Source organism: Mycobacterium sp. NTMscope_Eco_3, from assembly GCF_976985685.1.
On record NZ_CDRJYZ010000001.1, the window covers coordinates 2,302,895 to 2,324,380 of the forward strand.

Consider the following 21,486-nt stretch of genomic DNA (forward strand, 5'->3'; position numbering starts at 1 on the left):
GGTCCCGCGCCTCGGCTCCCAGACACACCGACGCGCACCATGAAGCCGCTGGTGCGGAGGTTCGTGAGAGCCGGAACAGACCCGGGATAGCGTGGTCTTCATCGGCTTGCTTCGACAGAGCCTACGCGGTCGGCGAAATCCCGGTCGCCCCGGTCCGCATCGCCTCGCGACACGCCGGCGATGCCCCGCACGAATCCGCTCTGGGTTCATCGGGGCGCTTTTTTCTATCGCGCGGTATCAACGGCTTTCGGTCTCGGCAAACCGGACGCCGCTGCGGACCGGCCGTTTTCGCGGTGAACCGGTTAGGTGGTCGCCGAGCGGGTACCCGCCGATCGTCGCCGCTCGGATCACCGGGTGGCGAAATTGCGAGGTAAAAAGCGATGCAAAATCGAGACGCGTCCGCGTCCCAATCGACATTTGACGGACTTACACGGTAAATTCCTGTGAGACCGCGATCACATTCGATCACATCCGACAAGGGGCAGGTATGACAGATCTGAACGAGAAGGTCCGGGCCTGGGGGCGCCGACTTGTGGTCGGTGCAGCCGCGGCTGTAACCCTGCCGGGCCTGATCGGCATTGCCGGCGGCGCGGCGACCGCGAATGCATTTTCGCGTCCGGGCCTGCCCGTCGAGTACCTGCAAGTGCCGTCCGCCGGAATGGGTCGCGACATCAAGGTCCAGTTCCAGAGCGGCGGCAACGGCTCCCCCGCGGTCTACCTGCTGGACGGGCTCCGGGCTCAAGACGACTACAACGGCTGGGACATCAACACCCCGGCGTTCGAGTGGTACTACCAGTCGGGCCTGTCGGTCATCATGCCGGTCGGCGGTCAGTCCAGCTTTTACGCCGACTGGTACCAGCCGGCGTGTGGGAAGGCCGGCTGCTCCACCTACAAGTGGGAGACCTTCCTGACCAGCGAACTGCCGCAATACCTGGCCTCGAACAAGAGCGTCAAGTCCACCGGCAGCGCCGCGATCGGCATCTCGATGTCGGGCTCCTCGGCGATGATCCTGGCCGTGAACCACCCCAACCAGTTCATCTACGCCGGCTCGCTGTCGGCGCTGCTGGACCCGTCCCAGGGCATGGGACCGTCGCTGATCGGCTTGGCCATGGGAGACGCCGGCGGCTACAAGCCCGACGCCATGTGGGGCCCGTCGAGCGACCCGGCCTGGCAGCGCAACGACCCGACGGTCCAGATCCCCGCGCTGGTCGGCAACAACACCCGGCTGTGGATCTACGTCGGTAACGGCACACCGTCGGAGCTGGGCGGAGCGAACATGCCCGCCGAGTTTCTGGAGAACTTCGTGCGCAGCAGCAACCTGAAGTTCCAGGACGCGTACAACGCGGCCGGCGGCCACAACGCCGTGTTCAACTTCGATGCCAACGGCACACACAGCTGGGAGTACTGGGGTGCCCAGCTCAACGCCATGAAGGGTGACCTGCAGAGCGCTCTGGGCGCTTCGGCGGGTGGCGGCGGATAACCCATTCACCTGACGCCACTACTGCGCTTGACGACACGTCAGGCGCAGTAGTGCGTTAAGGGGCGGCGATCACGCCAGAATCGTCGTCATGCCCCGCAGCACGCGCTCGCCGCGCCGCGTCCACCTCGTTCCCCTGTGCTGTGCCGTGGTGGCCGGCGCCCTGGCGCTGTGGGCGCCGTCGGCCCGGGCCGACAGCGTGAGCCCCTTGACCCCGTTGGTCGACGCCGCCGCACAGCGGTTGCAGATCGCCGAGTCGGTGGCCGCTTATAAATGGCACAGCCATGGGGCCATTGAAGACCCGGTACGCGTCCGGCAGGAATTAGCACGGCTGGGCGACGAAGCCGTCGCCGCGCGCATCGACCGCGACTACGTCATCCGGGTCTTCGGTGACCAGATCGGTGCCACCGAGGCCATCGAGTACAGCCGCTTCGCGGACTGGAAGCTCGATCCGGGCCAAGCGCCGGCCGATCCCCCGGACCTGGCGGCGTCGCGGTCGGTGATCGACGGCCTCAACCAGGCGATACTGACTCAGATATCGGTCAACTGGGACGTGCTGCACTCGCCGGCGTGCGCGCTGCAACTCGATACCGCAAGGAGCGACGTCGTCCAGAGTCGTCAGCTCGACGGCCTCTACCGACGGGCCCTGTGGTCGGCGACGCAATCGTATTGCCAGCAATAATTTAATTTTTCCTCACCATTTCCTAACCGTCGAATTTGGCCTGGCGAAAAGGCGATTTCCGCAGATAGAAGGCATATCTCGCGCCATTTTCGAATAGGTAACGCTTTGGCCACACGCGCCGAAAACCTTGACATGAAGAATCTCTGCAAGCTTCTCGTCAAGTCCGTAGCGGTCGGCGGGTTCGTTGCAGCATCGATGGCTTCGTCCACGGGTGTGGTGAGCGCGGACGCCGCTCCCAACTGGGACGCGATCGCTCAATGCGAATCCGGCGGCAACTGGCACGCCAACACCGGAAACGGCAACTACGGTGGGCTGCAATTCAAACCGGGCACCTGGGCTCGCTACGGCGGCGTCGGCAACCCGGCGGCCGCGTCCCGGGAGCAGCAAATCGCCGTCGCCAACCGGGTTTTCGCCGAAGAGGGCGTGGAGCCCTGGCCCAAATGCGGTGCACAGTCCGGCCTGCCGATCGGTTGGTATTCGCACCCGGCGCAGGGCATCAAGCAGATCATCAACGGGCTGATCCAGGCGGCCGTCCCGCACTGATGACACGCCCGCGCGGTCTATGACCCGACACGAAGCTGTGTTTGGATCAGCCCATGGAAGGTTCGGCGACTGTTCACATGGCGGCGCCCGCGGCCAAAATCTGGGATCTCATCGCGGACGTCCGCAACACCGGACGGTTTTCCCCGGAAGTTTTCGAAGCCGAGTGGCTGGGCGATGCGACCGGCCCGGCCCTCGGCGCGAAATTCCGCGGTCACGTCCGGCGCAATGAGATGGGACCGGTGTATTGGACGACCTGCAAGGTCACCGCGTGCGAACCGGGCCGCGAATTCGGCTTTACGGTGCTGCTCGGTGATCGGGAGGTCAACAACTGGCATTACCGCTTGGCGCCCAGCGGCGGCGGGACCGACGTCACCGAGTCGTTTCGGCTCAACCCCGCGCCGTGGCTGGGCGTGTACTGGTTGTTCGGCGGCTTTCTGCGCAAGCGCCGCAACGTCCGCGACATGACCAAGACGCTGAACCGCATCAAAGATGTCGTCGAGGCCGACCAGTCGTGAAATCGGTCTTCATCACCGGCGCGGGCAGCGGCATGGGGCGCGAAGGCGCAAAGCTGTTCCATGCCAAGGGTTGGCGGGTGGGCGCGGTGGACCGCAACGACGACGGCCTGGCCACACTGACCGAAGAACTGGGTGCCGACCGGCTGTGGACCCGCGCCGTCGACGTGACGGACAAGGCGGCCCTGGACGGCGCCCTCGCCGACTTCTGCTCCGGCAACACCGGCGGCGGCCTCGACATGATGTGGAACAATGCCGGCATCGGCGAATCCGGATGGTTCGAGGACGTGCCGTATGACGCCGCGATGCGCCTCGTCGAGGTGAACTACAAATCGGTGCTGACCGGTGCCTACGGCGCGCTGCCGTACCTCAAGAAAACGCCCGGCAGCCTGATGTTTTCGACGTCGTCCTCGTCGGCGACTTACGGCATGCCCCGCCTCGCCGTCTACTCGTCGACCAAGCACGCGGTCAAGGGGCTGACCGAGGCGCTGAGCGTGGAGTGGCGGCGGCACGGGGTGCGCGTCGCCGACGTGCTGCCCGGTCTGATCGACACCGCCATCCTCACCAGCACGACCAACCACTCCGACGACGGCGGCGCGCCCAGAACCGCCGAGGAGCTGCGCGCCACCGCCCCGAAAAAGGGCCCGCTGCGGTTGATGCCGGCCAGCAGCGTGGCCGAGGCGGCGTGGCAGGCCTACCACCATCAGAAGCGGCTGCATTGGTATGTGCCGAAAAGCATTCGCTTGATTGACTTCTTCAAGGGCCTGAGCCCCGAATTCGTGCGACGCAGTATCGTCAAAGCCCTACCCGCGCTAGCGCCGAAGCGGCAGTAAGGAGGTCGGCTGGTGCAAAACCGCTTGCCCACAGTCGCTTTGGTCCTGGCGGCGGTGCTCGTCAGCGTCGCGGGGTGCAGCGCGGCGCAAACGACACCCCGTCGGGCCGCCCGCCTGACCATCGACGGCGCCACGCACACGACACGTCCCCCGGCGTGCCGGCAAGACCAGATGTATCGGACCATCAAAATTCCGGACCACGATGGCGGCGTCGAAGCGGTCGTGCTGCTCAGCGGTTACCGGGTCATGCCGCAGTGGGTGAAGATTCGCAACGTCGACGGCTTCACCGGCAGCTTCTGGCAAGGCGGGGTGGGAGACGCGCACGTCGACCTCAACAACGACGCGTACACCATCACCGGCAGCGCCTACGGCATCAACAGCAGCAACCCCAACAAAGTGGTGACCACCGACTTCAAAATCGTCGCGCAGTGCTGACCGGCTCGGTGCGTGCGGCCTACGCTCGTACCGACAGCTGAGCGAGGGAGGGCCGGTGAAGGAACGACTGCACTGGTTCGCGATGCACGGCTTCATCCGCGGCGTCGCGGCGTTCGGCGCCCGCCGGGGTGACGTCCAGGCGAGGCTGATCGCCGATCCGGCGGTGGCCGCCGATCCGGTGCGCTTCTACGACGAAGTCCGGGCTCGGGGCAAACTGGTGAAGGGCCGCGTCGCCTATCTGACGGCCGATCACGCAATCGCCCACGAGCTGTTGCGGTCCGACGACTTCCGGGTGCTGATCTTCGGATCGAATCTCCCGGCACCGTTGCGATGGCTGGAGCGCCGCACCCGCGACAAGCTTCTGCATCCGCTACGGGCGCCCTCCCTGCTGGCCGTCGAACCCCCCGACCACACCCGTTACCGCAAGACCGTGTCCGCGGTGTTCACGCCCAGGGCGGTCGCCGCACTGCGGGAGCGGGTCGAGCAGACGGCCGCCGACCTGCTCGAAAAGCTGACCGGCGAGTCCGGCGTGGTCGACATCGTCGGACGCTATTGCGCGCAACTTCCGGTCTCGATCATCAGCGACATCCTCGGTGTGCCCGAGCCGGACCGGCCGCGCGTCCTGGAATTCGGCGAGCTGGCCGCGCCGAGCCTGGACATCGGATTGCCCTGGCGGCAGTACCGCAGCGTGCAGGACGGGATCGCCGGCTTCAGCTCCTGGCTCGCCGAGCACCTACAACGGCTGCGCCTGGACCCCAGCGACAATCTGATGAGCCAGCTGATCCAGACCGCCGAAAGCGGCTCTGCGGACACCTATCTCAACGACAACGAGCTTCAGGCGATCGCCGGTCTGGTGCTGGCGGCCGGCTTCGAGACCACGGTGAACCTGCTCGGCAACGGGATTCGCATGCTGTTGGACGCGCCCGGGCACCTCGAAGCGTTACGGCGACGCCCGGAGCTGTGGCCCAACGCCGTCGAAGAGATCCTGCGACTGGAATCGCCGGTGCAGCTGACCGCGCGGGTGGCGCTGCGCGATGTCGAGATCGCGGGACGGCAGCTCGCGCGTGGCGACCTGGTGCTGGTGTATCTGGCTGCCGCCAACCGGGATCCGGCCGTGTTTCCCGATCCGCATCGATTCCACATCGAAAGACCCAATGCTGGAAGGCATCTCGCCTTTTCCGGTGGCCGGCACTTTTGCCTGGGCGCGGCGCTCGCCCGCGCCGAGGGCGAGGTGGGCCTGCGGACGTTCTTCGACCGCTTCCCCGAGGTGCGCGCGGCGGGCGCCGGATGCCGGCGAGAGACCCGGGTGCTGCGGGGATGGTCGTCACTGCCGGTGGCGCTCGGGCCGGCCCGGTCGATGGCTGCCGCCGACAGCTGACCGATCGCGACTGCGGCGCGAGTAGACCCCCCATGGTTGACACCGGCGCGCTAACCGAGTTTATTTGCCGGTATGACAGAGGTTTCTATGATCGCGGTCGAGGATGTCGTCCGTGGGCTGTGGCAGGCCCTTTCACGTCGTGATTGGGAGGCGATCCCGACGTTTTTGTCCGACGACTGCCTCTACGTCGACATGCCGGTTCCGGCCGTGTCGGCCCGCGGTCCCGAGGGCATCGTCAAACGCCTCAGGATGGGTCTCGAGCATTTGGCGGGCTATGAGAACCACACCGGCGTGCTGGTGTCCAATGGTTCCGACGTGCTCTACGAGCACTCGGAGACATGGACATTCGCGACCGGGGAACAGGGTGTTCTGCGATTCGTGACCGTTCACAAGGTCGTCGACGGCAAGGTCACCGTCTGGAAAGATTATTGGGACATGAACAGCCTCGTCGCCTTCGCTCCCCCGAACCACTTCGAAGCCCTGGCGACCGGCGACACGAGTTGGGTGTACGACGCGTCAGCATTGGTCTGACAGTTCCCATATAACCGCAGCGCTCGCGGATTGCATTGCCGCCCACGGCAATACGCCGGGTCGATACGCGGTGCCGTGGAATGCCGGCATGGCCACCCCTCATAGACCATTCCGGCAATTCCTCGGCACAAACGGCGATCGGGCTCGGCTACAGCCCGCCCTGATGCGGATATGACACGCAGTCACCAGAACTGGCGGCGTAGCAACCACCACTGGGTGACGCGTAGGTCGGAGGCGCCGAAGCGGCGGCGACGGTAACGATGGCGGCGTCGACGAACGCAGCGCGGGACAACATGTGCCCAAACCTCCTTGATGCCTCAGTTTGGTGACGTTGCCCGATTCGTCTCTCGAAGCCTATGCGCCCCGGCGGGTGGTTACATCGGAATTTGTGAAAATTTTGTGCACGCGCCGGTTTCTCACGGCCGCTGACCGGGCGAGGCGAGGTCGTAGATCCTTCGAGCGTTCTCGCGGGCGATGAGATCGACCACCCGGATGGCGTCGGCCTCGCTCCAGTCGCCGCCGTCGACGAATTCGCGTAGCACCCTGTGCAGGCCCCGGCGCCACAGAACCGCTCCGAGACAGTGCAGTTCCGCGGGGCCGAATCCGTCTGACGAGTAGAGGATCTTGGAAAAGGGCGCCAGCTCCAGCAGTCGCGCGAGAAACGCCGGCGACCGCGCCCCCAAGTAATTCACGCTCAGTCCGCCGTCGAGATAGACGTTGTTGAACGCCTGCGCCAAATAGCCGGCCTCACGCTCGTACGGATAGCAGTGCAACAGCACGATCGGGACGTCCGCCGACTGGCGCAGAAAGTCAAGCAGCAGGAGCGGATTGGCCTTGCGCAGGTCGCAGTCACGATCGCCGAACCCGACGTGGAATTGCAATGGCTTGCCCAGTCGCAACGCCTGGTGCAACCCGAACCGCAGCAGGACCCGATCCCGCAATCGTGTCCCGCCGCGCTCGCGCCACCGGCCGGCCGCGTCGGCGACCTCCCGCGCCGACGGCTCACTGAGGTCACCCTCGAAACCGCCGCGGTAGGCCAGGATCGATTTGGTGCCAACGGCTCCCGCCGCGCGCCGGTGCAGGATCTCTCCGAACGCCGCCGCGTAGTCACCCGGCGCTCGGGCGGCCTGCTCGGCCACCTCCTCGAGGCGCACGATTTCGTGCGCACGCTTGCCCGACAGCCGAGCCACCTCCCCAACCCCGGCGACCTCACCTCCGCCGATCCCGGTGTCCACCAACCAGTCGCTGACGCCGGCGGCCGAAAGGAACAGGCGGGCCAGTTCGTCTTCGGCGAACTGGCGGCGACGGTCCCAATAGGCCTGCGGGTCGGCGTGTTTGGGCAGCCCCAGGGCGGGGGCGCAGTGAGCGCGCACGGCAAACCCGAGTTGTGAGTCGAAACCCGAATCGGTGATGGGCTCGGTATTGGCCTCGTTGAGCGCGTTCTCGAATCGCTGCCGGTCTGCGGCCGTCAACCAGCAACCGTGGACGTGCTGATCGATCAGCGACACCGCGCCGATGTGCTCGGCCAGGTCGCGGGTGTCGGCGCTCATCACCAGCCCGTCACAGACTCCAGGCCATGCGGAACCGATCCGCCAGTTGCTCGGGTTCCAGATCGCCGTAACGTTCGTGTTCCAGTCGGCGCACCGCGACCACCATGTCGACCGCCGGATCGCCCAGGATGCACCGCATCCGCGCCGAAGCATCCAGCGCCGCGATCGCTTCGGCCTGCGATGCGGTCAGGCGCACGACGCCGTCACGCGCGCGGTCGGCATCGGACCGGGTCGCAGGGTCGACCGTGATCTCCGGCGGCAGCGCGGCCCGCGATGTGATGCCGTCCAGCGCGAGTCCCAGGATCGCCGCCGACGCCAGATATGGATTGGCCGAGGGATCGACGATCTTGACCTCGACGTTTCCACCCCGCGGGCTGGCGGGTCCGCCGGTGACGAATCGCACCGCGGCTTCGCGGTTTTCGGTGCCCCAGCACGCGTAGGCGCCCGCCCAATTGCCGGGCCGCATCCGCAGACCCGAGACGATCGAACCGCACAGCACGCCCTGGGCTTCCGGCAGGCCGCGAACCACTCCCGCCACCGCGCTCTCCCCCGCCGCCGTCATGCCCGCGGCGCCCGCGCCGTCGGAGAACAACCGGCCTTCCGGGGTCGTCAACGAAAAGTGTTGGTGGGCACCCGATCCGACACCACCGGCAAAGGGCGCGGGCGACAAGCTGATGCGAAGGCCGTGGCGGCGCGCCACGCGGCCGATGATGAGCCGCATCAGGATCAGCTGATCGGCGGCGGCCACCGGCGGTTGCGGCGGCAGCGAGATCTCGAACTGGTTGGCGCCATACTCGGGGTGGAACTGTTCGATCGCGATCCCGGCCTCCGTCGCCGACCCGATCACCTCCCGGATGAACGTTTCGCGCTCCAGCACACCGGCGAGGCCGTACTGGGCCCACAGCGTCGACGGCAGCCGGCCGCCGTCCGGCGCGACCAAGAGGAATTCGATCTCGTGCCCTACAGCCGCCTCGATGCCGGCGTCGGCGAGCGTCGTCTCGATCCGTCGCAGCGTTCCCCGGCCGCACGTGGGGACCGGCGTGCCGTCCTGACAGAAAAACGCGGCGGGCGCCCACGCCAGGCCGTCGCCCACGATGCGCAAGGCCGACAGGTCGATCCGGAGGCGTTGGTCCCCCACCACGCCGACGTCGGCGGTGAAGGCGATCCCGGTCTGGTCGATGGCGAACGCATGCCACGAAGGGCTGGCGCCCAGGCCGGGATCGGCGAACGTGTTGGTCTGGCGGATCGGCACCGCCTTGGCCAAGGTAAGCCCGGCGGGGTTGACGACGGTGCCGATGACCGTGTCGACGCCCTCGGCCTCCAGCTGGGCAATCGCCGCGGCCGCGAGCGGTGTGCCGGTCATGGCAGTCATTGTGCAGCCTCGTGGGCCCCGGTAGGGAGAACCGTGCCGTCGCCCGTGTGGCCGGTCAGTTCTGGCGGCCGACGAGTTCGGAGACGAACCGATCGAGGAACGCGTCCAGGGGCGCCTTACCGGCGGGCCGGATGACGAACTTCGTCAACCCCGCCGCGACGTAGGCATCCAGTTGGCGGTGCAGCGCATCCCACCCGGCGGCGATCAACTCACCGGGGTCGAGGTCCGGTCGCCGCTTGCGGACCGCCGCGGCCAACTCCGCGGGCAGCTCGCCATCGGTGACGGCCAACGAGATCCCGAAGTGGTCGGGTTCGATGTGCCGGCCGGCCCGCTCCGCGGCGCGCTTGATCGCCTCCCGCCCGGCCCCGGCCTCCGCCGGGGTGAGGAAACTGCCCAGCCAGCCGTCGCCCAGCGCCCCGATACGCCGAAACGCGGCCGGCGCCGACCCGCCCAACCAGATGTCCAGCGGCGGTGCCGGCTTCTGGGCGACGGCCGCGCCCGTGACGGTGAAGTATTCGCCCGTGAACGTGGCCGGCTCCCCTTCCAGCGCCGCGCGCAGCACCCGCAGCGACTCGTCGAACACCGCCGCCCGCTCGCCGTCGGGAACCACGAACACCTCGCGCTCGGCCGGAATCGCCGACCGCAGACCGAACACCGGAAGGACCCGCTTCGGGGCGACGGCCGCCAACGACGCCAACTGCTTGGCCACCAGCACCGGGTGGCGGCCGGGCAGCACCGCCACCGAGGTGCCCACCTTCAACCGGCTCGTCCGGGCGAGCGCGTACGCCATCCCGACCGTCGGGTCGACCGCCGGCGAGTACACCAGCTCGGAAAACCACAGCGAATCCACGCCGCTGGCCTCGAGATGATCGACGATGGCGGCCAACTGATTCGGAGCGGTGTCCGCACCCAGCCCGACGCCGAATCGAACCTTCACCGGCGCCTCCTAACGCGTGGTCTCACCCCTGGCGCAACGCCGCGGCGCCACCCTTTGTGCCCGCGGCGCGCGTCATCGCCCGGTTGCCCGGATTTCGGCGAGCCCAAAACGGCTATACGCGGCTGGGAATCGTCAGCTTGCAGGCCTGGCCGATGTCGAGGGTCCGCAGCACCCGACCCATGCCCACCCACAACGCGCAGGACAGCGCCAGGTCGGCCAGCAACTCATCGGAGAAGTGTCCGGCGCAGCGGCTCCAGAAGTCTTCGTCTTCGCGCAGGCCGGTGTGATCGGTGGCGAACCGGTCGGCGAACTCGGCCGCCAGCCGCTCCTGGTCGCTGTAACCGGGCCAGGTGCGCCACTCGTGGACGTGGTCGTACAGCTCTTCGTCGACGCCCGCGGCGGGCCCGTCTTCATCGCGGGTGTTGACGCAGACGACGCATTCGTTGCGGTGGGCGATCACGGCGCGCGCCACTTCGCGGGTGCGCAACGGCAACCGGTTCATGCCGTACACCGCCTCGCTGAAGCCGGCGAGCGCGCCGCCGATGTCCGGAGACTTCACAAACCAGCCGGCCAGGTCGTCGTCAGCAAATGTTCCGATTCGGCTCATGGCGTGATGGTACGCCCGCCTAAGGGCCCGGGTCGGGGTTGTCCGCAAACGGGTGTCGCCACCGGTTAGCGAGCGGGCGGACCGATCGCCGTGGTCGGCGTTTCCTCATGCCAATCGCGTTGGGCCAGAACCCGATGCGCGACGCGTTCGAGCGCGGCCTGCACCGCGCGGCGGTCCGGCCGGCCCTCGAAGCCCGGCGAGCGGGCGAGCTTGTCCACGAGCCAGGCCACCAGCAGCGAGTGCACGTAGCCGACTTGCTGGGCGCCGGCGGGGGTGAGCCACATCTGGTCGCCGTCGCTTTGCGCGTAACCGTTGGCCGCCAAGCGCGAGAACGTCGGCTCGAGAACCTCGAACGGTATCCGGTGATAGTCGGCCATGTCGGTGAGACGGGCGATCCCGTACACCTGCGTGTAGCGATTGATGCGCAAAACCCCCCATAGGCCGGCCACATCGAGCCGGCAATCGGGCCGCATGGCGATGCTGCGCAACCGCATGCCGGTTTCGCCGCGCAACATCCGCGCGATCGCGTTCTCCAGCATCTGGTCCGGTGTCTCGGTGGTCGGCATGCCGAACGCGTCGCCGAGATCGACTGTGCTGGCGTGGATGTCCCGCAGCGGGACCTCACGCAGGCACAGGGCCAGCACGAAACCGACCACGGCGACCGGCGCCGCCCACAAGAAAACCTCGGTGAGCGAATCGGCGTAGGCCGTCACGATGGGCGCGGCCACGTCAGGTGGCTGCCGGTGCAGGGCCCCGGGCGAACTGACCGCGCTGGGCGGCGCGCCGCTGGCGGCCAGGGCCGGACCGATGCGGCGATCGAGGAAGTTCACGAACAGCGAGCCGAATATCGCGGCGCCGAACGAACTTCCGATGGTGCGGAAGAACGTCACCCCCGACGTGGCGACGCCGAGATCTTCGAAGTTCGAGGTGTTTTGCACGATGAGAACCAGCACCTGCATGGACAGCCCGATGCCCGCGCCCAGGATGACCAGGTACAGCGACTGGATCAGGGTGGACGTGGACGGCTCCATCCGCGACATCAGCAGAAACGCCAGCGCCATCAGCGCGGTGCCGGCCACCGGAAAGATCTTGTAGCGGCCGGTGCGGCCGACCAGGATGCCGCTGCCCGTCGAGGTGATCAGCATCCCGACCACCATGGGCAGCGTCCGCAGGCCGGAGGTGGTCGCCGAAACGCCGTTGACATACTGCATATAGGTCGGCAGGAACGTCAGCGCGCCCAGCATGGCGAAACCCACGACGAAGGACAGCACGCAGCACACGGTGAACACCGGACTGGCGAACAACCGGATGGGCAGGATCGGCTCGGCGGCGCGACGTTCCACCACCACGAAAACACCCAGCGCCACCGCGGCGCCGACGAACAAGCCGATGATCGTCGGCGAGCCCCACGCGTACAGGGTCCCGCCCCAGCTGGTGGCCAGCGTCAGCCCCGCGGCGCCCAACCCGACGAACGCGATTCCGGAGTAGTCGATGATCGGTTTGGTCGACGCGCCCAGGGCCGGAATCGCCGCGGCGGCAACGAAAATCACGACCACCGAGATCGGCACGTTGATCCAGAACGCCCACCGCCAGGTCAGATAGTCGGTGAAGTAGCCGCCCAGCAAGGGACCGATGACGGTCGTGACGCCGAAGACCGCTCCGAGGATGCCCTGGTACCGGCCCCGCTCCCGCAGCGGAACGACCTCGCCGATCAGCGCGCTGGCGGTGACCGTGATGGCGCCGCCGCCGATCCCTTGCAGGGCACGCGATCCCACCAGCATGGCCATCGACTGGGACAACCCGCACAGCGCCGATCCGATGACGAAGAAGACGATGGCCGCCTGGAACACCCGCTTGCGCCCATAGGAGTCCCCAAGCTTGCCGGCCAGCGCGGTGACGACGGTCGACGCGAGCAGATAGCTGGTGACCACCCAGGACTGGTGGCCGGCGTCGCCCAGGTTGGCGACGATCGTCGGCAGCGCCGTGGCGACGATGGTCTGGTCCAACGCCGCGAGTAGCATCCCGAGCACGATCGCGACGAAGATCAGGTTGCGCCGTTGCGGACTGATCAGCTCGCCGCTGGCCGCGGAATTCGCCGCCGGGGTCGCCTGGGTCACCGCTGCTCTCGGGCTCGTCATGCCGGCCCGACGTTACCTACGTCGCCGCCGCCCGCGTCAGCTGGGTGGCCGGGAGACGCACTGCGCCGAGTAGAGCTCCACGCCCAGCTTGTCCATCAACTCCAGCTGGGTCTCGAGGTAGTCGATGTGCTTTTCCTCGTCGGCCACGATGTCCTCGAACAGCGTGGCGGTGGTGGAGTCCTGCTTGTCCCGGCATAAGACGATGGCCGGCTTGAGGCGCTCCATCACCTCGTATTCAATGGCCAGGTCGGCCTCGAATTGCTCACGCAAGGTCTGGCCGATGCGCAGCGAGAAGAGGCGCTGGTAGTTCGGCAACCCGTCGAGCAACAGGATACGATCGGTGATCGCCTCGGCGTGTCGCATCTCATCGAAAGACTCGGCGCGGGTGTGCTCAGCTAACTCGGTGAAACCCCAGTTGTCCTGCATCTTGGAGTGCAGGAAGTATTGGTTGATCGCGGTGAGCTCGCTGGTCAACTGCTCGTTGAGCAGACGCAAAACTTCCGGATCCCCTTGCATTTTCACTCCTACGGTGGCTGCGGCTGGCATGTTCGGCCGCGGTCGGTGCGCTGGGCTGGAGCGCACAAACCCGGCCTGTAGCAGCACTTTGCCACGGCCGCCGCAAATGTTCTAGCAAGGTTTGGCTGCGCTCAGTGCGTTGCCGAGCTAGTCTAAGCACCCTGTTGTTAGGTTAGACTGCACTAATCAGGTTAGGTTAGACTCCACTAATATGCGGCATGTTCGTTCGGCACCTCCGGCCGGGGCCTCGAGTCCCCGGGAGGCCAGGCGCGGGGCGGACATCCGGTCACTCGGACGAGTTGTCGACGAAGGGGATGCCCAGATGCATGAGGTGCGCTGATGTACGTGTGCCTGTGCGTCGGGGCTACCAGTCAAACCGTGTGCGACGTCGTCGCGCAGGGCGCGTCGACCTCCAAGGAAATCGCCGCCGCATGCGGGGCGGGCGGTGACTGCGGTCGCTGCCGGCGCACCCTGCGCGCGATCCTCGCCGACTCGGCGAAGTTAGAGACGGCGCCGTTGGCCTGACGCCGAACGCCGCTTCAGCCCTTATTGAAATCGGCCAGCGCCGCCGCGTTGGCTTGCGCACCCATGAGCTCGGCGAAGTGCGCGTTCTCGCGCGCGGTGGCCGCGGCGATCTCGGGGCGGACCGGCTCCATCATCGTGTGTTTGACGGCCATCAAGCTCGAAATCGGCCGGGAGGCAAGGATTTCGGCGTGGTGGCGGGCCTGCGGCAGCAGCTCGTCCGGTTGGCACACCCGCCAAACCAGGCCCATCCGCAACGCCTCCTCGGCGTCGACCCATTCGGACGACATCAACAGCCACGCGGCGTTCTGCCGGCCCACCAGCTGCGGCAGCAGATAGGACGACGCCGCCTCCGGGGCTACACCCAAGCTGGTGAACGGGCACTTCAGGCGGGCCGTCGAGGACATGAACGTCAGATCGGCATAGCCCAGAATCGTGGCGCCGATCCCCACCCCGACACCGTTGACCGCGCAGATCAGTGGTTTGGGAAAGGCGCTGAGCGCGTTGATGAGTCCGATGAAGCCGTGCTTGCCCGGGGTGAAGTCCGGGTCCGTGATGCGGGCCTGCATCTCGCCCAGGTCGGTACCGGCGCTGAACCCGCGACCCGCACCGGTCAGCAGGACCACGGCCACCTCGGGATCGTCGGCGGCGGCCAGCAGTGCCTCGGCCGTGGCGTCATAGAGGGCTTCGTTGAAGGCGTTGAGCGCCTCCGGCCGGTTCAGCGTGAGGGTGCGTACCCGGTTGTCGTCATCGATCTGCAGCGTCACCCCCGCAGCCTAGCGAGGCTAACCATTGCTGTAGACGCGGGTCGGCGCGATCAGCACCACGGCGCGCCCCTCCGAAGCCATCACCCGGTCGTACTCGTCCCAGTTGTCGTGGGTGCCGCCCGCTGCGGTGAACACATCGCGCAGCAGCACTCGTAGCCGATCGGGATCCGTCAGCCATGGCTGGGTGTCGTCGGGGCCGACCAGCTCCGCGCGGCCCTCGACCGTCGCCCACTGCCACCCGTTGCGGAAGGTAATCGCCAACTGCGGCCGGGCGCGCAGGTTGGCCAGCTTGACCCTGCCGTAGGTGGTAAACCCCAGGACCGGTTGACCATTCGCCGGGTGTGACAACAGGCCGACGTTGACCAGCGACGCCTGCACCGTCCCGTCAGCGCGAACGGTCGATACGACGGCCAGTCCGCTTTCGGCCGCGGCCAATGCCACGGCGTCGCGCAGTGTCGTCATCGTGTCATCCTCAGTCCCCGAACGGCGTGCTGATGACGTAGCGGCTCGTCGGCACGGTGTCGATGTTCTCGTTGGCGCCAAAGGCCGTCGTGCTGGCCACCATTCGTCCCAATCGATGTTGTAGATCGTCGTCGTCGGCGGCTCCGAAGAACGCCTGAAGATCGGTGATCGCCTCCGCAGGGAACAACTCCTCGACGATGCCCGCGATTCCCGGCGCGTCCGGGGTGAGCGTGCGCACCACCCAATTCTGGGTGTAGCCGAACGTCGACTGTGTCTCGATGGCTACCGGCGTGTGGTCGCGTTGCCACCGGGTCAGCCACGTCGCCTGGTCCATGTCCGCGGGCCGGCGCAGCAACGCGATGTTGGCCAAACCCGGTGTGCGGGAACCAGACTCGACGGCAGGTGCGCTCAGCGGGACCGATTCGGTCACCAGGTACGCGGCGAGCTGCTCACACTCCTTTGCGAGCAGCTCGAGCGCGGACGTCATCTGCTCGCCGTAGCACTGCTGGGTCCACATGCTCACCACCGCGGCGACCGGTGGGTCCAGCGTCGTGAGCGTCATCAACGACTGGCGCACGGCGTCGTCACGGACATTGACCGACAATCCGAGCACACCCAGCTCCAGCAGCGCATCGGCGACCGGCCCCCGCTGCCGGGCGCACCAATCGTCGTCGGAGTCGGCGCGCATGAGCACGGCGATTACCTTTTCCATAGGCCGAACCTACCGGTGCGGGGCCGCCGGGCAGGTCTACTTCGCCAGGCGCACTTGGTGCTGGCTGCTGATCAATTTCCCGATGAGCGCGGCCAGCTGGCGGTAGGACTCGTCGCGACCGCTCGATGAGCGGTAGACCAAGCCGATTCGCCGGCCCGGGCGCGGCGCCGCGAACTGCGCCAGGCCCAGGCGGCTTCGCGAGGCCTCGACCGGCACCGCGCTCTGCGGGATCAGCGTCACGCCCAAACCGCCTGTCACGCATTGCACCGCGGTGGCCAGTGAGGCCGCCCGGGTGTTGGCGAGCTCCGCTCGGACCCCCGCCTTGTGGCAGACGTCCAGCGCCTGATCGCGCAGGCAATGCCCCTCGTCCAGCAGCAGCAGTGGCAGGTCGGCCAGCGCCGTCGCCGGAACGCGGCGCTTGCCCGCCAGCGGATGGCCGGGGGGCAGGGCGAGAACGAAATCTTCGTCGTAGATGGGGATCGCGCTGACGCCTGCGGTCTCGGCGGGCAGGGCGATCAATGCCGCATCCAATGCCCCTTCGCGCAAGACCGCCAGCAACCGTTCGGTCTGGTCCTCGGTCACCCGCAGGGTCAGCTCCGGGAGTTGCTCGGCCACCCCGGCCAGCACGGTCGGCAGCACGTAGGGCGCCACGGTGGGTATCAGCCCCAGCCGCATGTCGGTCCGCAACGGGTCCGAGGTTCCCGCCGCGGCGGCGGTGAACGCGTCGGCCGCCTCGACGACGGCCTGGGCCCGCGGCAACAACTCCGTGCCCTGGGGTGTCAAGAAGACACGCCGTGTCGAGCGCTCGACGAGGCGGGTGGCCAGTCCCGTCTCCAGCGCGGAGAGGGCCTGCGAGAGCGTCGACTGGCTGACCCCGAGAGCGGTTGCGGCACCGCTGAATTGGTGCTTCTCGGCCACCGCCACGAACGCGCGAAGGCCGGCGATCGTCGGCTGATAACTCTTATCGGACATGCCTATAAGTATAGTGGGAAATATCACCTTTACTTCAACAAGGGTAGGCGGCAACATGGTGGCAGAAAGCTAATCTTGAGTAAATCCAAATAAGGAGCGGATATGCCTCTGCTGACCATCGGCGACCAGTTCCCCGACTACGAGCTCACTGCGTTGATCGCGGGCGATCTGTCCAAGGTCGACGCCAAGCAGCCCGACGACTACTTCACCACCATCACCTCCGAGGACCACGCCGGCAAGTGGCGCGTGGTGTTCTTCTGGCCGAAGGACTTCACCTTCGTGTGCCCGACCGAGATCGCCGCCTTCGGCAAGCTCAACGACGAGTTCTCCGACCGCGACGCACAGGTTCTGGGTGTCTCGATCGACAGCGAGTTCGTGCACTTCAACTGGCGCGCGCAGCACGAGGACCTCAAGAAGCTGCCCTTCCCGATGCTCTCGGACATCAAGCGGGAGCTGAGCCTGGCCACCGGCGTGCTCAACGCCGACGGCGTGGCCGACCGGGCGACCTTCCTCGTCGACCCCAACAACGAGATCCAGTTCGTTTCGGTCACCGCGGGTTCGGTGGGCCGCAACGTCGAGGAAGTGCTGCGCGTGCTCGACGCACTGCAGTCCGACGAGTTGTGCGCGTGCAACTGGCGCAAGGGCGACCCGACGCTGGACGCCACCGAGTTGCTCAAGCAGTCGGCCTGATCCGGGCCTGATCCCGTAGGGTCTGAATAGGAGGCGAGATGAGCGTAGAGAATCTCAAGGAAGCGCTGCCGGAGTACGCCAAGGACCTCAAGCTCAACCTGGGCTCGATCACCCGCACGACCGAGCTCAACGAGGAGCAGCTGTGGGGCACGCTCTTGGCGAGCGCCGCGGCGACTCGGAACACGCAGGTGCTCAGCGAGATTGGCGCCGAGGCGGCCGACATCTTGTCCGCGGAGGCATACAACGCGGCGCTGGGAGCGGCATCGGTCATGGCCATGAACAACGTGTTCTACCGTGGCCGGGGATTCCTCGACGGCAAGTACGACGACCTGCGCGCGGGATTGCGGATGAACATCATCGCCAATCCCGGTGTGGAAAAGGCGAACTTCGAGCTGTGGTGCTTCGCGGTGTCGTCGATCAACGGATGCCCGGACTGCGTGGCTTCCCATGAGCACACGCTGCGCGAGGCCGGTGTCAGCCGGGAAACCATCCAGGAGGCACTGAAGGCCGCGGCGATCGTTTCCGGTGTGGCCCAGGCGATTGTCGCTTCCCAGACGCTGGCGACCGTCGGCTGATCGCGCCGTCGTGACCAGCGCCGTGCCGGGACCCGACTGGGTCCAGCACGCCATCTGGTGGCAGGTCTACCCGCTGGGGTTCGTGGGCGCGTTCCCCGTACCGCAGTCAAACGAGCCGCCGCAACCGGACGAACACCGGTTGCGGCGGCTCGTCGACTGGTTGGACCACGCCATCGAACTCGGGGCATCGGGCATCGCGCTGGGCCCGATCTTCGCCTCGCGCACACACGGTTACGACACCACCGACCACTACCGCATCGATCCCCGGCTCGGTGACGACGCCGATTTCGATCACCTCGTCGCCGAAGCGCACCGACGCGGCCTGCGCGTCCTGCTCGACGGCGTGTTCAACCACGTCGGGGTGGATTTCCCGCGCCATCGCGAGGCGGCCGAGGACGACGCCGCGGCGCGCTGGTTTCGCGGGCGTCCCGGACGCTTTCACACGTTCGAGGGCCACGACGGGCTGATCACCCTCAACCACGACAACCCCGACGTCGTCGACTACACCGTCGAGGTAATGGCGCACTGGTTGGGGCGCGGCGCCGACGGCTGGCGCCTCGATGCGGCTTACGCCGTGCCCCAACAGTTCTGGGCCTCGACCTTGCCGCGCGTGCGCGAGCGCTATCCGCAGGCCTGGTTCGTCGGCGAACTCATCCACGGCGACTATGCCGCGGTCGTCGGGGCCGCCACCTTCGACTCGGCCACCCAATACGAGTTGTGGAAGGCGATCTGGAGCAGCCTCAACGATGGCAACTTCTTCGAACTGGACTGGGCGCTGCAGCGCCACAACGACTTTCTGAGCCGATTCGCGCCGCTGACGTTCATCGGCAATCACGACGTGACCCGCATCGCCAGCCGGATGGAAAACCCCGCGCATGCGGCCCACGCGCTGGTGTTACTGCTCACCATCGGCGGGGTGCCCAGCGTCTACGCGGGCGACGAGCTCGGTTTTCGCGGCGTCAAGGAAGAACGTTTCGGCGGCGACGACGCGGTTCGTCCCGAATTCGGCTCTCCCCCACTGCAACTGGATGACGTCGGTGTCGAGACCTGGGCGCTGCACCAGTACCTGGTCGGGCTGCGACGCCGTCACCCCTGGCTGCATGCGGCATCCACCACCGCGCTGCGACTGGAAAACCGGCACTATATCTACGAGACGCGCAACGGTGACGACGCCCTGCTGGTGGTGCTCAACATCGACGACGAACCCCTGCGTGTGTCGTTGTCGGAGCTGGGTAAGGGACGCGCCCAGGTCATCGGCGGATCGGCGGCGCCGCCGCCGGACGTCGTCGACAGGCTGGTCGTGGAACCGCACGGCTGGCGAATCCTGCGTCCGGTCTAGGGGCGATCGCGAACGCGGCGTAGCCGGGCGAAGCGGGTCGCCCCATCCGGTCTAGGGGCGATCGCGAACGCGGCGTAGCCGGGCGAAGCGGGTCGCCCCATCTGGTCTAGGGGCGATCGCGAACGCGGCGTAGCCGGGCGAAGCGGGTCGCCGCCATCCGATCTAGTGCGACGCCAGGCGCGCCAGGGTCAGCTCGTCTTGGCGTCCGCCGTAATACTTCTCGAGCACCGCGACGAAGTCCCCGTCGTCCTCGGTGGCGTGGGCGAACAGCGTCATCGACGAGCACAGCTTGAGGTCATCGGGCGAACCGAAGATCTGCCCGACCGATCGCCCTTGCACCGCGGTGACCAGCCGGGCGCACTCGCGCAGCCGTGGGCCCAGCAGCTCATGGCGCAGGTACGCGCGAGCCTCGTCCAGCGAGGAGATGCCGTAGCGGACCGCGGTCGGGCTGCCGCCCAGGCCGCGCAGCTGCGGGAAGACGAACCACATCCAGTGACTGCGCTTTCGCCCGCCGCGTAACTCGTCGACGACATTGGCGTAGGCCGGCTCCTGGGCGTCCACAAAGCGTTGGAGATCGAACGGGTCGCCTGCCGAGTCCATACGACTACCGTTGCACAGTATGGAACTCGAAAGACGACAGGCCGTCCGACGACGAGTGCCCAAAGTGCGCGACCTCGCCCCGCTCCTGCAGTTCAAGCGGCCCGAGCTCAACGCGACCAAGCGCCGGCTCGACGCCGCCTACACCATCGAAGACCTGCGGCGCATCGCCAAACGGCGCACCCCCAAGGCGGCGTTCGACTACACCGACGGCGCCGCCGAAGACGAGCTGTCCATCGAACGCGCCCGACAAGCCTTCCGCGACATCGAATTTCATCCGACGATCCTGCGCGACGTCTCCCAAGTGACCGCAGGGTGGAACGTGCTCGGCCAGCCGGTCGTGCTGCCGTTCGCGATCGCGCCCACCGGATTCACCCGGCTGATGCACACCGAGGGCGAGATCGGCGGCGCGCACGCGGCGGCCAGGGCGGGGATCCCGTTTTCCCTGTCCACCTTGGGCACCTGCGCGATCGAGGACCTCGTCACCGCCGTCCCGCAGGGCCGCAAGTGGTTTCAGCTCTACATGTGGCGCGACCGCGAACGCTCGATGGAGCTGGTGAAACGCGCGGCCGACGCCGGCTTCGACACCCTGCTGGCCACCGTGGACGTCCCGGTCTCCGGCGCGCGGCTGCGCGACAACCGCAACGGGATGACGATCCCGCCCACGCTGACGCTGCGCACCGTGCTGGACGCGTTGCCCCACCCGAAGTGGTGGTTCGATCTGTTGACCACCGAGCCGTTGGCGTTTGCGTCGCTGGACCGCTGGCCCGGCACGGTCGCCGAATACCTGAGCACGATGTTCGACCCGAGTCTCACGTTCGACGACCTGGAGTGGATCAAGGAGCGATGGCCCGGCAAGCTCGTCGTGAAAGGGATTCAGACGCTTGCCGATGCCCGCGCGGTCGTCGACCGCGGCGTCGACGGCATCGTGTTGTCCAATCACGGTGGGCGCCAACTGGATCGGGCGCCGGTGCCGTTCCATCTGCTGCCCACGGTGGCGCGTGAGCTGGGTCAGCACACCGAGATCCTGGTGGACACCGGCATCATGTCGGGCGCCGACATCGTCGCGGCGATCGCGCTCGGCGCCCGGTGCACGCTGGTCGGGCGGGCGTACCTGTACGGCCTGATGGCCGGCGGTGAGGCGGGGGTGAGCCGTGCGATCGACATCCTGGCCGAAGGGGTGATCCGGACCATGCGCCTGCTCGGCGTCACGTGCCTCGAGGAGCTTTCGCCCCAGCACGTCACGCAGCTGCGGCGGCTGGGCCCCGTGCCGCCAGCGTGAAGCTGGCCGCACACTCGGGCCTCAATGTGAGGCTGGCCGCACACTCGCGACCGCGGG

At 67.2% G+C, this 21,486-nt stretch carries 24 protein-coding genes; 13 read left to right on the forward strand and 11 right to left on the reverse strand.

Annotation, left to right across the window (positions count from 1 at the left end; all coding sequences use genetic code 11):
- Nucleotides 1–487 precede the first annotated feature (487 nt).
- From ag85B to AC0KTM_RS10645, 8 genes are all read left to right on the forward strand, one after another.
- Nucleotides 488–1,480 (forward strand): diacylglycerol acyltransferase/mycolyltransferase Ag85B, encoded by a 993-nt coding sequence (gene ag85B, locus AC0KTM_RS10610; RefSeq protein WP_225328864.1) that lies wholly within the window; start codon nucleotides 488–490, stop codon nucleotides 1,478–1,480.
- A gap of 88 nt (nucleotides 1,481–1,568) precedes the next feature.
- On the forward strand, nucleotides 1,569–2,159 hold the full coding sequence (locus AC0KTM_RS10615) for a chorismate mutase (RefSeq protein WP_225328863.1): 591 nt from the start codon (nucleotides 1,569–1,571) through the stop codon (nucleotides 2,157–2,159).
- Nucleotides 2,160–2,264: 105 nt separating this feature from the next.
- Nucleotides 2,265–2,702 carry a resuscitation-promoting factor RpfC gene (rpfC, locus tag AC0KTM_RS10620; RefSeq protein WP_374109747.1) on the forward strand — a complete coding sequence of 146 codons (438 nt, stop codon included), beginning with the start codon at nucleotides 2,265–2,267 and terminating at the stop codon, nucleotides 2,700–2,702.
- 35 nt (nucleotides 2,703–2,737) lie between these two features.
- Nucleotides 2,738–3,217, forward strand: coding sequence for an SRPBCC family protein (locus tag AC0KTM_RS10625; RefSeq protein WP_225328880.1), 480 nt, complete (start codon nucleotides 2,738–2,740; stop codon nucleotides 3,215–3,217).
- Nucleotides 3,214–4,047 (forward strand): SDR family oxidoreductase, encoded by an 834-nt coding sequence (locus tag AC0KTM_RS10630; protein ID WP_472415526.1) that lies wholly within the window; start codon nucleotides 3,214–3,216, stop codon nucleotides 4,045–4,047. Before AC0KTM_RS10625 ends, AC0KTM_RS10630 begins: the two co-directional genes overlap by 4 nt.
- A gap of 12 nt (nucleotides 4,048–4,059) precedes the next feature.
- A complete protein-coding gene (locus AC0KTM_RS10635) occupies nucleotides 4,060–4,482 on the forward strand; it encodes a lipoprotein LpqH (protein ID WP_472415527.1) in 423 nt (140 codons plus the stop codon).
- Nucleotides 4,483–4,537: 55 nt separating this feature from the next.
- Nucleotides 4,538–5,860, forward strand: a complete 1,323-nt coding sequence (locus AC0KTM_RS10640; RefSeq protein ID WP_472415528.1) for a cytochrome P450 — start codon at nucleotides 4,538–4,540, stop codon at nucleotides 5,858–5,860.
- 87 nt (nucleotides 5,861–5,947) lie between these two features.
- The gene (locus tag AC0KTM_RS10645) at nucleotides 5,948–6,391 is read left to right on the forward strand and encodes a nuclear transport factor 2 family protein (RefSeq protein ID WP_225328879.1); all 444 of its coding nucleotides are present in this window, start codon (nucleotides 5,948–5,950) and stop codon (nucleotides 6,389–6,391) included.
- 416 nt (nucleotides 6,392–6,807) lie between these two features.
- Here the strand turns inward: AC0KTM_RS10645 and AC0KTM_RS10650 are convergent, their stop codons facing one another.
- The 6 genes from AC0KTM_RS10650 to bfr all read right to left on the reverse strand — a co-directional run bounded on the left by AC0KTM_RS10650 (nucleotide 6,808) and on the right by bfr (nucleotide 13,511).
- Complete coding sequence (locus AC0KTM_RS10650) at nucleotides 6,808–7,941, reverse strand: amidohydrolase family protein (RefSeq protein ID WP_472415529.1); 1,134 nt, start codon at nucleotides 7,939–7,941, stop codon at nucleotides 6,808–6,810.
- Between the two features lie 10 nt (nucleotides 7,942–7,951).
- Nucleotides 7,952–9,304, reverse strand: coding sequence for a type I glutamate--ammonia ligase (locus tag AC0KTM_RS10655; protein WP_472415530.1), 1,353 nt, complete (start codon nucleotides 9,302–9,304; stop codon nucleotides 7,952–7,954).
- 64 nt (nucleotides 9,305–9,368) lie between these two features.
- Nucleotides 9,369–10,250 carry a TIGR03854 family LLM class F420-dependent oxidoreductase gene (locus tag AC0KTM_RS10660; RefSeq protein WP_472415531.1) on the reverse strand — a complete coding sequence of 294 codons (882 nt, stop codon included), beginning with the start codon at nucleotides 10,248–10,250 and terminating at the stop codon, nucleotides 9,369–9,371.
- Nucleotides 10,251–10,362: 112 nt separating this feature from the next.
- The gene (locus AC0KTM_RS10665) at nucleotides 10,363–10,857 is read right to left on the reverse strand and encodes a carboxymuconolactone decarboxylase family protein (RefSeq protein WP_472415532.1); all 495 of its coding nucleotides are present in this window, start codon (nucleotides 10,855–10,857) and stop codon (nucleotides 10,363–10,365) included.
- A gap of 65 nt (nucleotides 10,858–10,922) precedes the next feature.
- Nucleotides 10,923–12,995, reverse strand: coding sequence for an MDR family MFS transporter (locus AC0KTM_RS10670; protein WP_225328854.1), 2,073 nt, complete (start codon nucleotides 12,993–12,995; stop codon nucleotides 10,923–10,925).
- A 36-nt stretch (nucleotides 12,996–13,031) separates the two neighbouring features.
- Entirely contained in the window at nucleotides 13,032–13,511 is a 480-nt protein-coding gene (gene bfr / locus AC0KTM_RS10675) for a bacterioferritin (protein ID WP_225328853.1), read from the reverse strand.
- 339 nt (nucleotides 13,512–13,850) lie between these two features.
- On the opposite strand from bfr, the gene AC0KTM_RS10680 reads away from it, so the two are divergent.
- Nucleotides 13,851–14,036, forward strand: a complete 186-nt coding sequence (locus AC0KTM_RS10680; RefSeq protein WP_225328852.1) for a (2Fe-2S)-binding protein — start codon at nucleotides 13,851–13,853, stop codon at nucleotides 14,034–14,036.
- Between the two features lie 14 nt (nucleotides 14,037–14,050).
- On the opposite strand, the gene AC0KTM_RS10685 is transcribed toward AC0KTM_RS10680, so the two are convergent.
- From AC0KTM_RS10685 to AC0KTM_RS10700, 4 genes are read right to left on the reverse strand one after another with little or no spacing between them, the layout of a single operon-like run.
- Complete coding sequence (locus AC0KTM_RS10685) at nucleotides 14,051–14,800, reverse strand: enoyl-CoA hydratase/isomerase family protein (RefSeq protein ID WP_225328851.1); 750 nt, start codon at nucleotides 14,798–14,800, stop codon at nucleotides 14,051–14,053.
- Between the two features lie 18 nt (nucleotides 14,801–14,818).
- A complete protein-coding gene (locus AC0KTM_RS10690) occupies nucleotides 14,819–15,262 on the reverse strand; it encodes a TIGR03618 family F420-dependent PPOX class oxidoreductase (protein ID WP_225328850.1) in 444 nt (147 codons plus the stop codon).
- A 10-nt stretch (nucleotides 15,263–15,272) separates the two neighbouring features.
- On the reverse strand, nucleotides 15,273–15,974 hold the full coding sequence (locus AC0KTM_RS10695) for an EthD domain-containing protein (protein WP_225328849.1): 702 nt from the start codon (nucleotides 15,972–15,974) through the stop codon (nucleotides 15,273–15,275).
- Nucleotides 15,975–16,010: 36 nt separating this feature from the next.
- Entirely contained in the window at nucleotides 16,011–16,946 is a 936-nt protein-coding gene (locus tag AC0KTM_RS10700; protein ID WP_225328848.1) for a hydrogen peroxide-inducible genes activator, read from the reverse strand.
- Between the two features lie 102 nt (nucleotides 16,947–17,048).
- Between AC0KTM_RS10700 and AC0KTM_RS10705 the strand changes: the two genes are divergently transcribed.
- The 3 genes from AC0KTM_RS10705 to AC0KTM_RS10715 are packed head-to-tail and all read left to right on the forward strand — an operon-like array spanning nucleotide 17,049 to nucleotide 19,550.
- Nucleotides 17,049–17,636: a peroxiredoxin gene (locus tag AC0KTM_RS10705; protein WP_225328847.1), complete on the forward strand. Its 588-nt coding sequence runs from the start codon at nucleotides 17,049–17,051 to the stop codon at nucleotides 17,634–17,636.
- A 38-nt stretch (nucleotides 17,637–17,674) separates the two neighbouring features.
- Nucleotides 17,675–18,211 carry an alkyl hydroperoxide reductase gene (locus AC0KTM_RS10710; protein ID WP_225328846.1) on the forward strand — a complete coding sequence of 179 codons (537 nt, stop codon included), beginning with the start codon at nucleotides 17,675–17,677 and terminating at the stop codon, nucleotides 18,209–18,211.
- Between the two features lie 10 nt (nucleotides 18,212–18,221).
- Entirely contained in the window at nucleotides 18,222–19,550 is a 1,329-nt protein-coding gene (locus AC0KTM_RS10715; RefSeq protein ID WP_238955850.1) for an alpha-amylase family protein, read from the forward strand.
- Between the two features lie 162 nt (nucleotides 19,551–19,712).
- On the opposite strand, the gene AC0KTM_RS10720 is transcribed toward AC0KTM_RS10715, so the two are convergent.
- Complete coding sequence (locus tag AC0KTM_RS10720) at nucleotides 19,713–20,150, reverse strand: DUF1810 domain-containing protein (RefSeq protein ID WP_225328844.1); 438 nt, start codon at nucleotides 20,148–20,150, stop codon at nucleotides 19,713–19,715.
- Nucleotides 20,151–20,169: 19 nt separating this feature from the next.
- On the opposite strand from AC0KTM_RS10720, the gene AC0KTM_RS10725 reads away from it, so the two are divergent.
- Nucleotides 20,170–21,429 (forward strand): alpha-hydroxy acid oxidase, encoded by a 1,260-nt coding sequence (locus AC0KTM_RS10725; protein WP_225328843.1) that lies wholly within the window; start codon nucleotides 20,170–20,172, stop codon nucleotides 21,427–21,429.
- Nucleotides 21,430–21,486 lie beyond the last annotated feature (57 nt).

Coding starts and splice junctions, on each gene's coding strand:
- AC0KTM_RS10720 (WP_225328844.1), bottom strand. CDS start 20,150: ATGGACTCGGCAGGCGACCCGTTCGATCTCCAACGCTTTGTGGACGCC.
- ag85B (WP_225328864.1), top strand. CDS start 488: ATGACAGATCTGAACGAGAAGGTCCGGGCCTGGGGGCGCCGACTTGTG.
- bfr (WP_225328853.1), bottom strand. CDS start 13,511: ATGCAAGGGGATCCGGAAGTTTTGCGTCTGCTCAACGAGCAGTTGACC.
- AC0KTM_RS10680 (WP_225328852.1), top strand. CDS start 13,851: ATGTACGTGTGCCTGTGCGTCGGGGCTACCAGTCAAACCGTGTGCGAC.
- AC0KTM_RS10690 (WP_225328850.1), bottom strand. CDS start 15,262: ATGACGACACTGCGCGACGCCGTGGCATTGGCCGCGGCCGAAAGCGGA.
- AC0KTM_RS10645 (WP_225328879.1), top strand. CDS start 5,948: ATGATCGCGGTCGAGGATGTCGTCCGTGGGCTGTGGCAGGCCCTTTCA.
- AC0KTM_RS10695 (WP_225328849.1), bottom strand. CDS start 15,974: ATGGAAAAGGTAATCGCCGTGCTCATGCGCGCCGACTCCGACGACGAT.
- AC0KTM_RS10700 (WP_225328848.1), bottom strand. CDS start 16,946: ATGTCCGATAAGAGTTATCAGCCGACGATCGCCGGCCTTCGCGCGTTC.
- AC0KTM_RS10665 (WP_472415532.1), bottom strand. CDS start 10,857: ATGAGCCGAATCGGAACATTTGCTGACGACGACCTGGCCGGCTGGTTT.
- AC0KTM_RS10725 (WP_225328843.1), top strand. CDS start 20,170: ATGGAACTCGAAAGACGACAGGCCGTCCGACGACGAGTGCCCAAAGTG.
- AC0KTM_RS10705 (WP_225328847.1), top strand. CDS start 17,049: ATGCCTCTGCTGACCATCGGCGACCAGTTCCCCGACTACGAGCTCACT.
- AC0KTM_RS10615 (WP_225328863.1), top strand. CDS start 1,569: ATGCCCCGCAGCACGCGCTCGCCGCGCCGCGTCCACCTCGTTCCCCTG.
- AC0KTM_RS10655 (WP_472415530.1), bottom strand. CDS start 9,304: ATGACCGGCACACCGCTCGCGGCCGCGGCGATTGCCCAGCTGGAGGCC.
- AC0KTM_RS10670 (WP_225328854.1), bottom strand. CDS start 12,995: ATGACGAGCCCGAGAGCAGCGGTGACCCAGGCGACCCCGGCGGCGAAT.
- AC0KTM_RS10650 (WP_472415529.1), bottom strand. CDS start 7,941: ATGAGCGCCGACACCCGCGACCTGGCCGAGCACATCGGCGCGGTGTCG.
- AC0KTM_RS10710 (WP_225328846.1), top strand. CDS start 17,675: ATGAGCGTAGAGAATCTCAAGGAAGCGCTGCCGGAGTACGCCAAGGAC.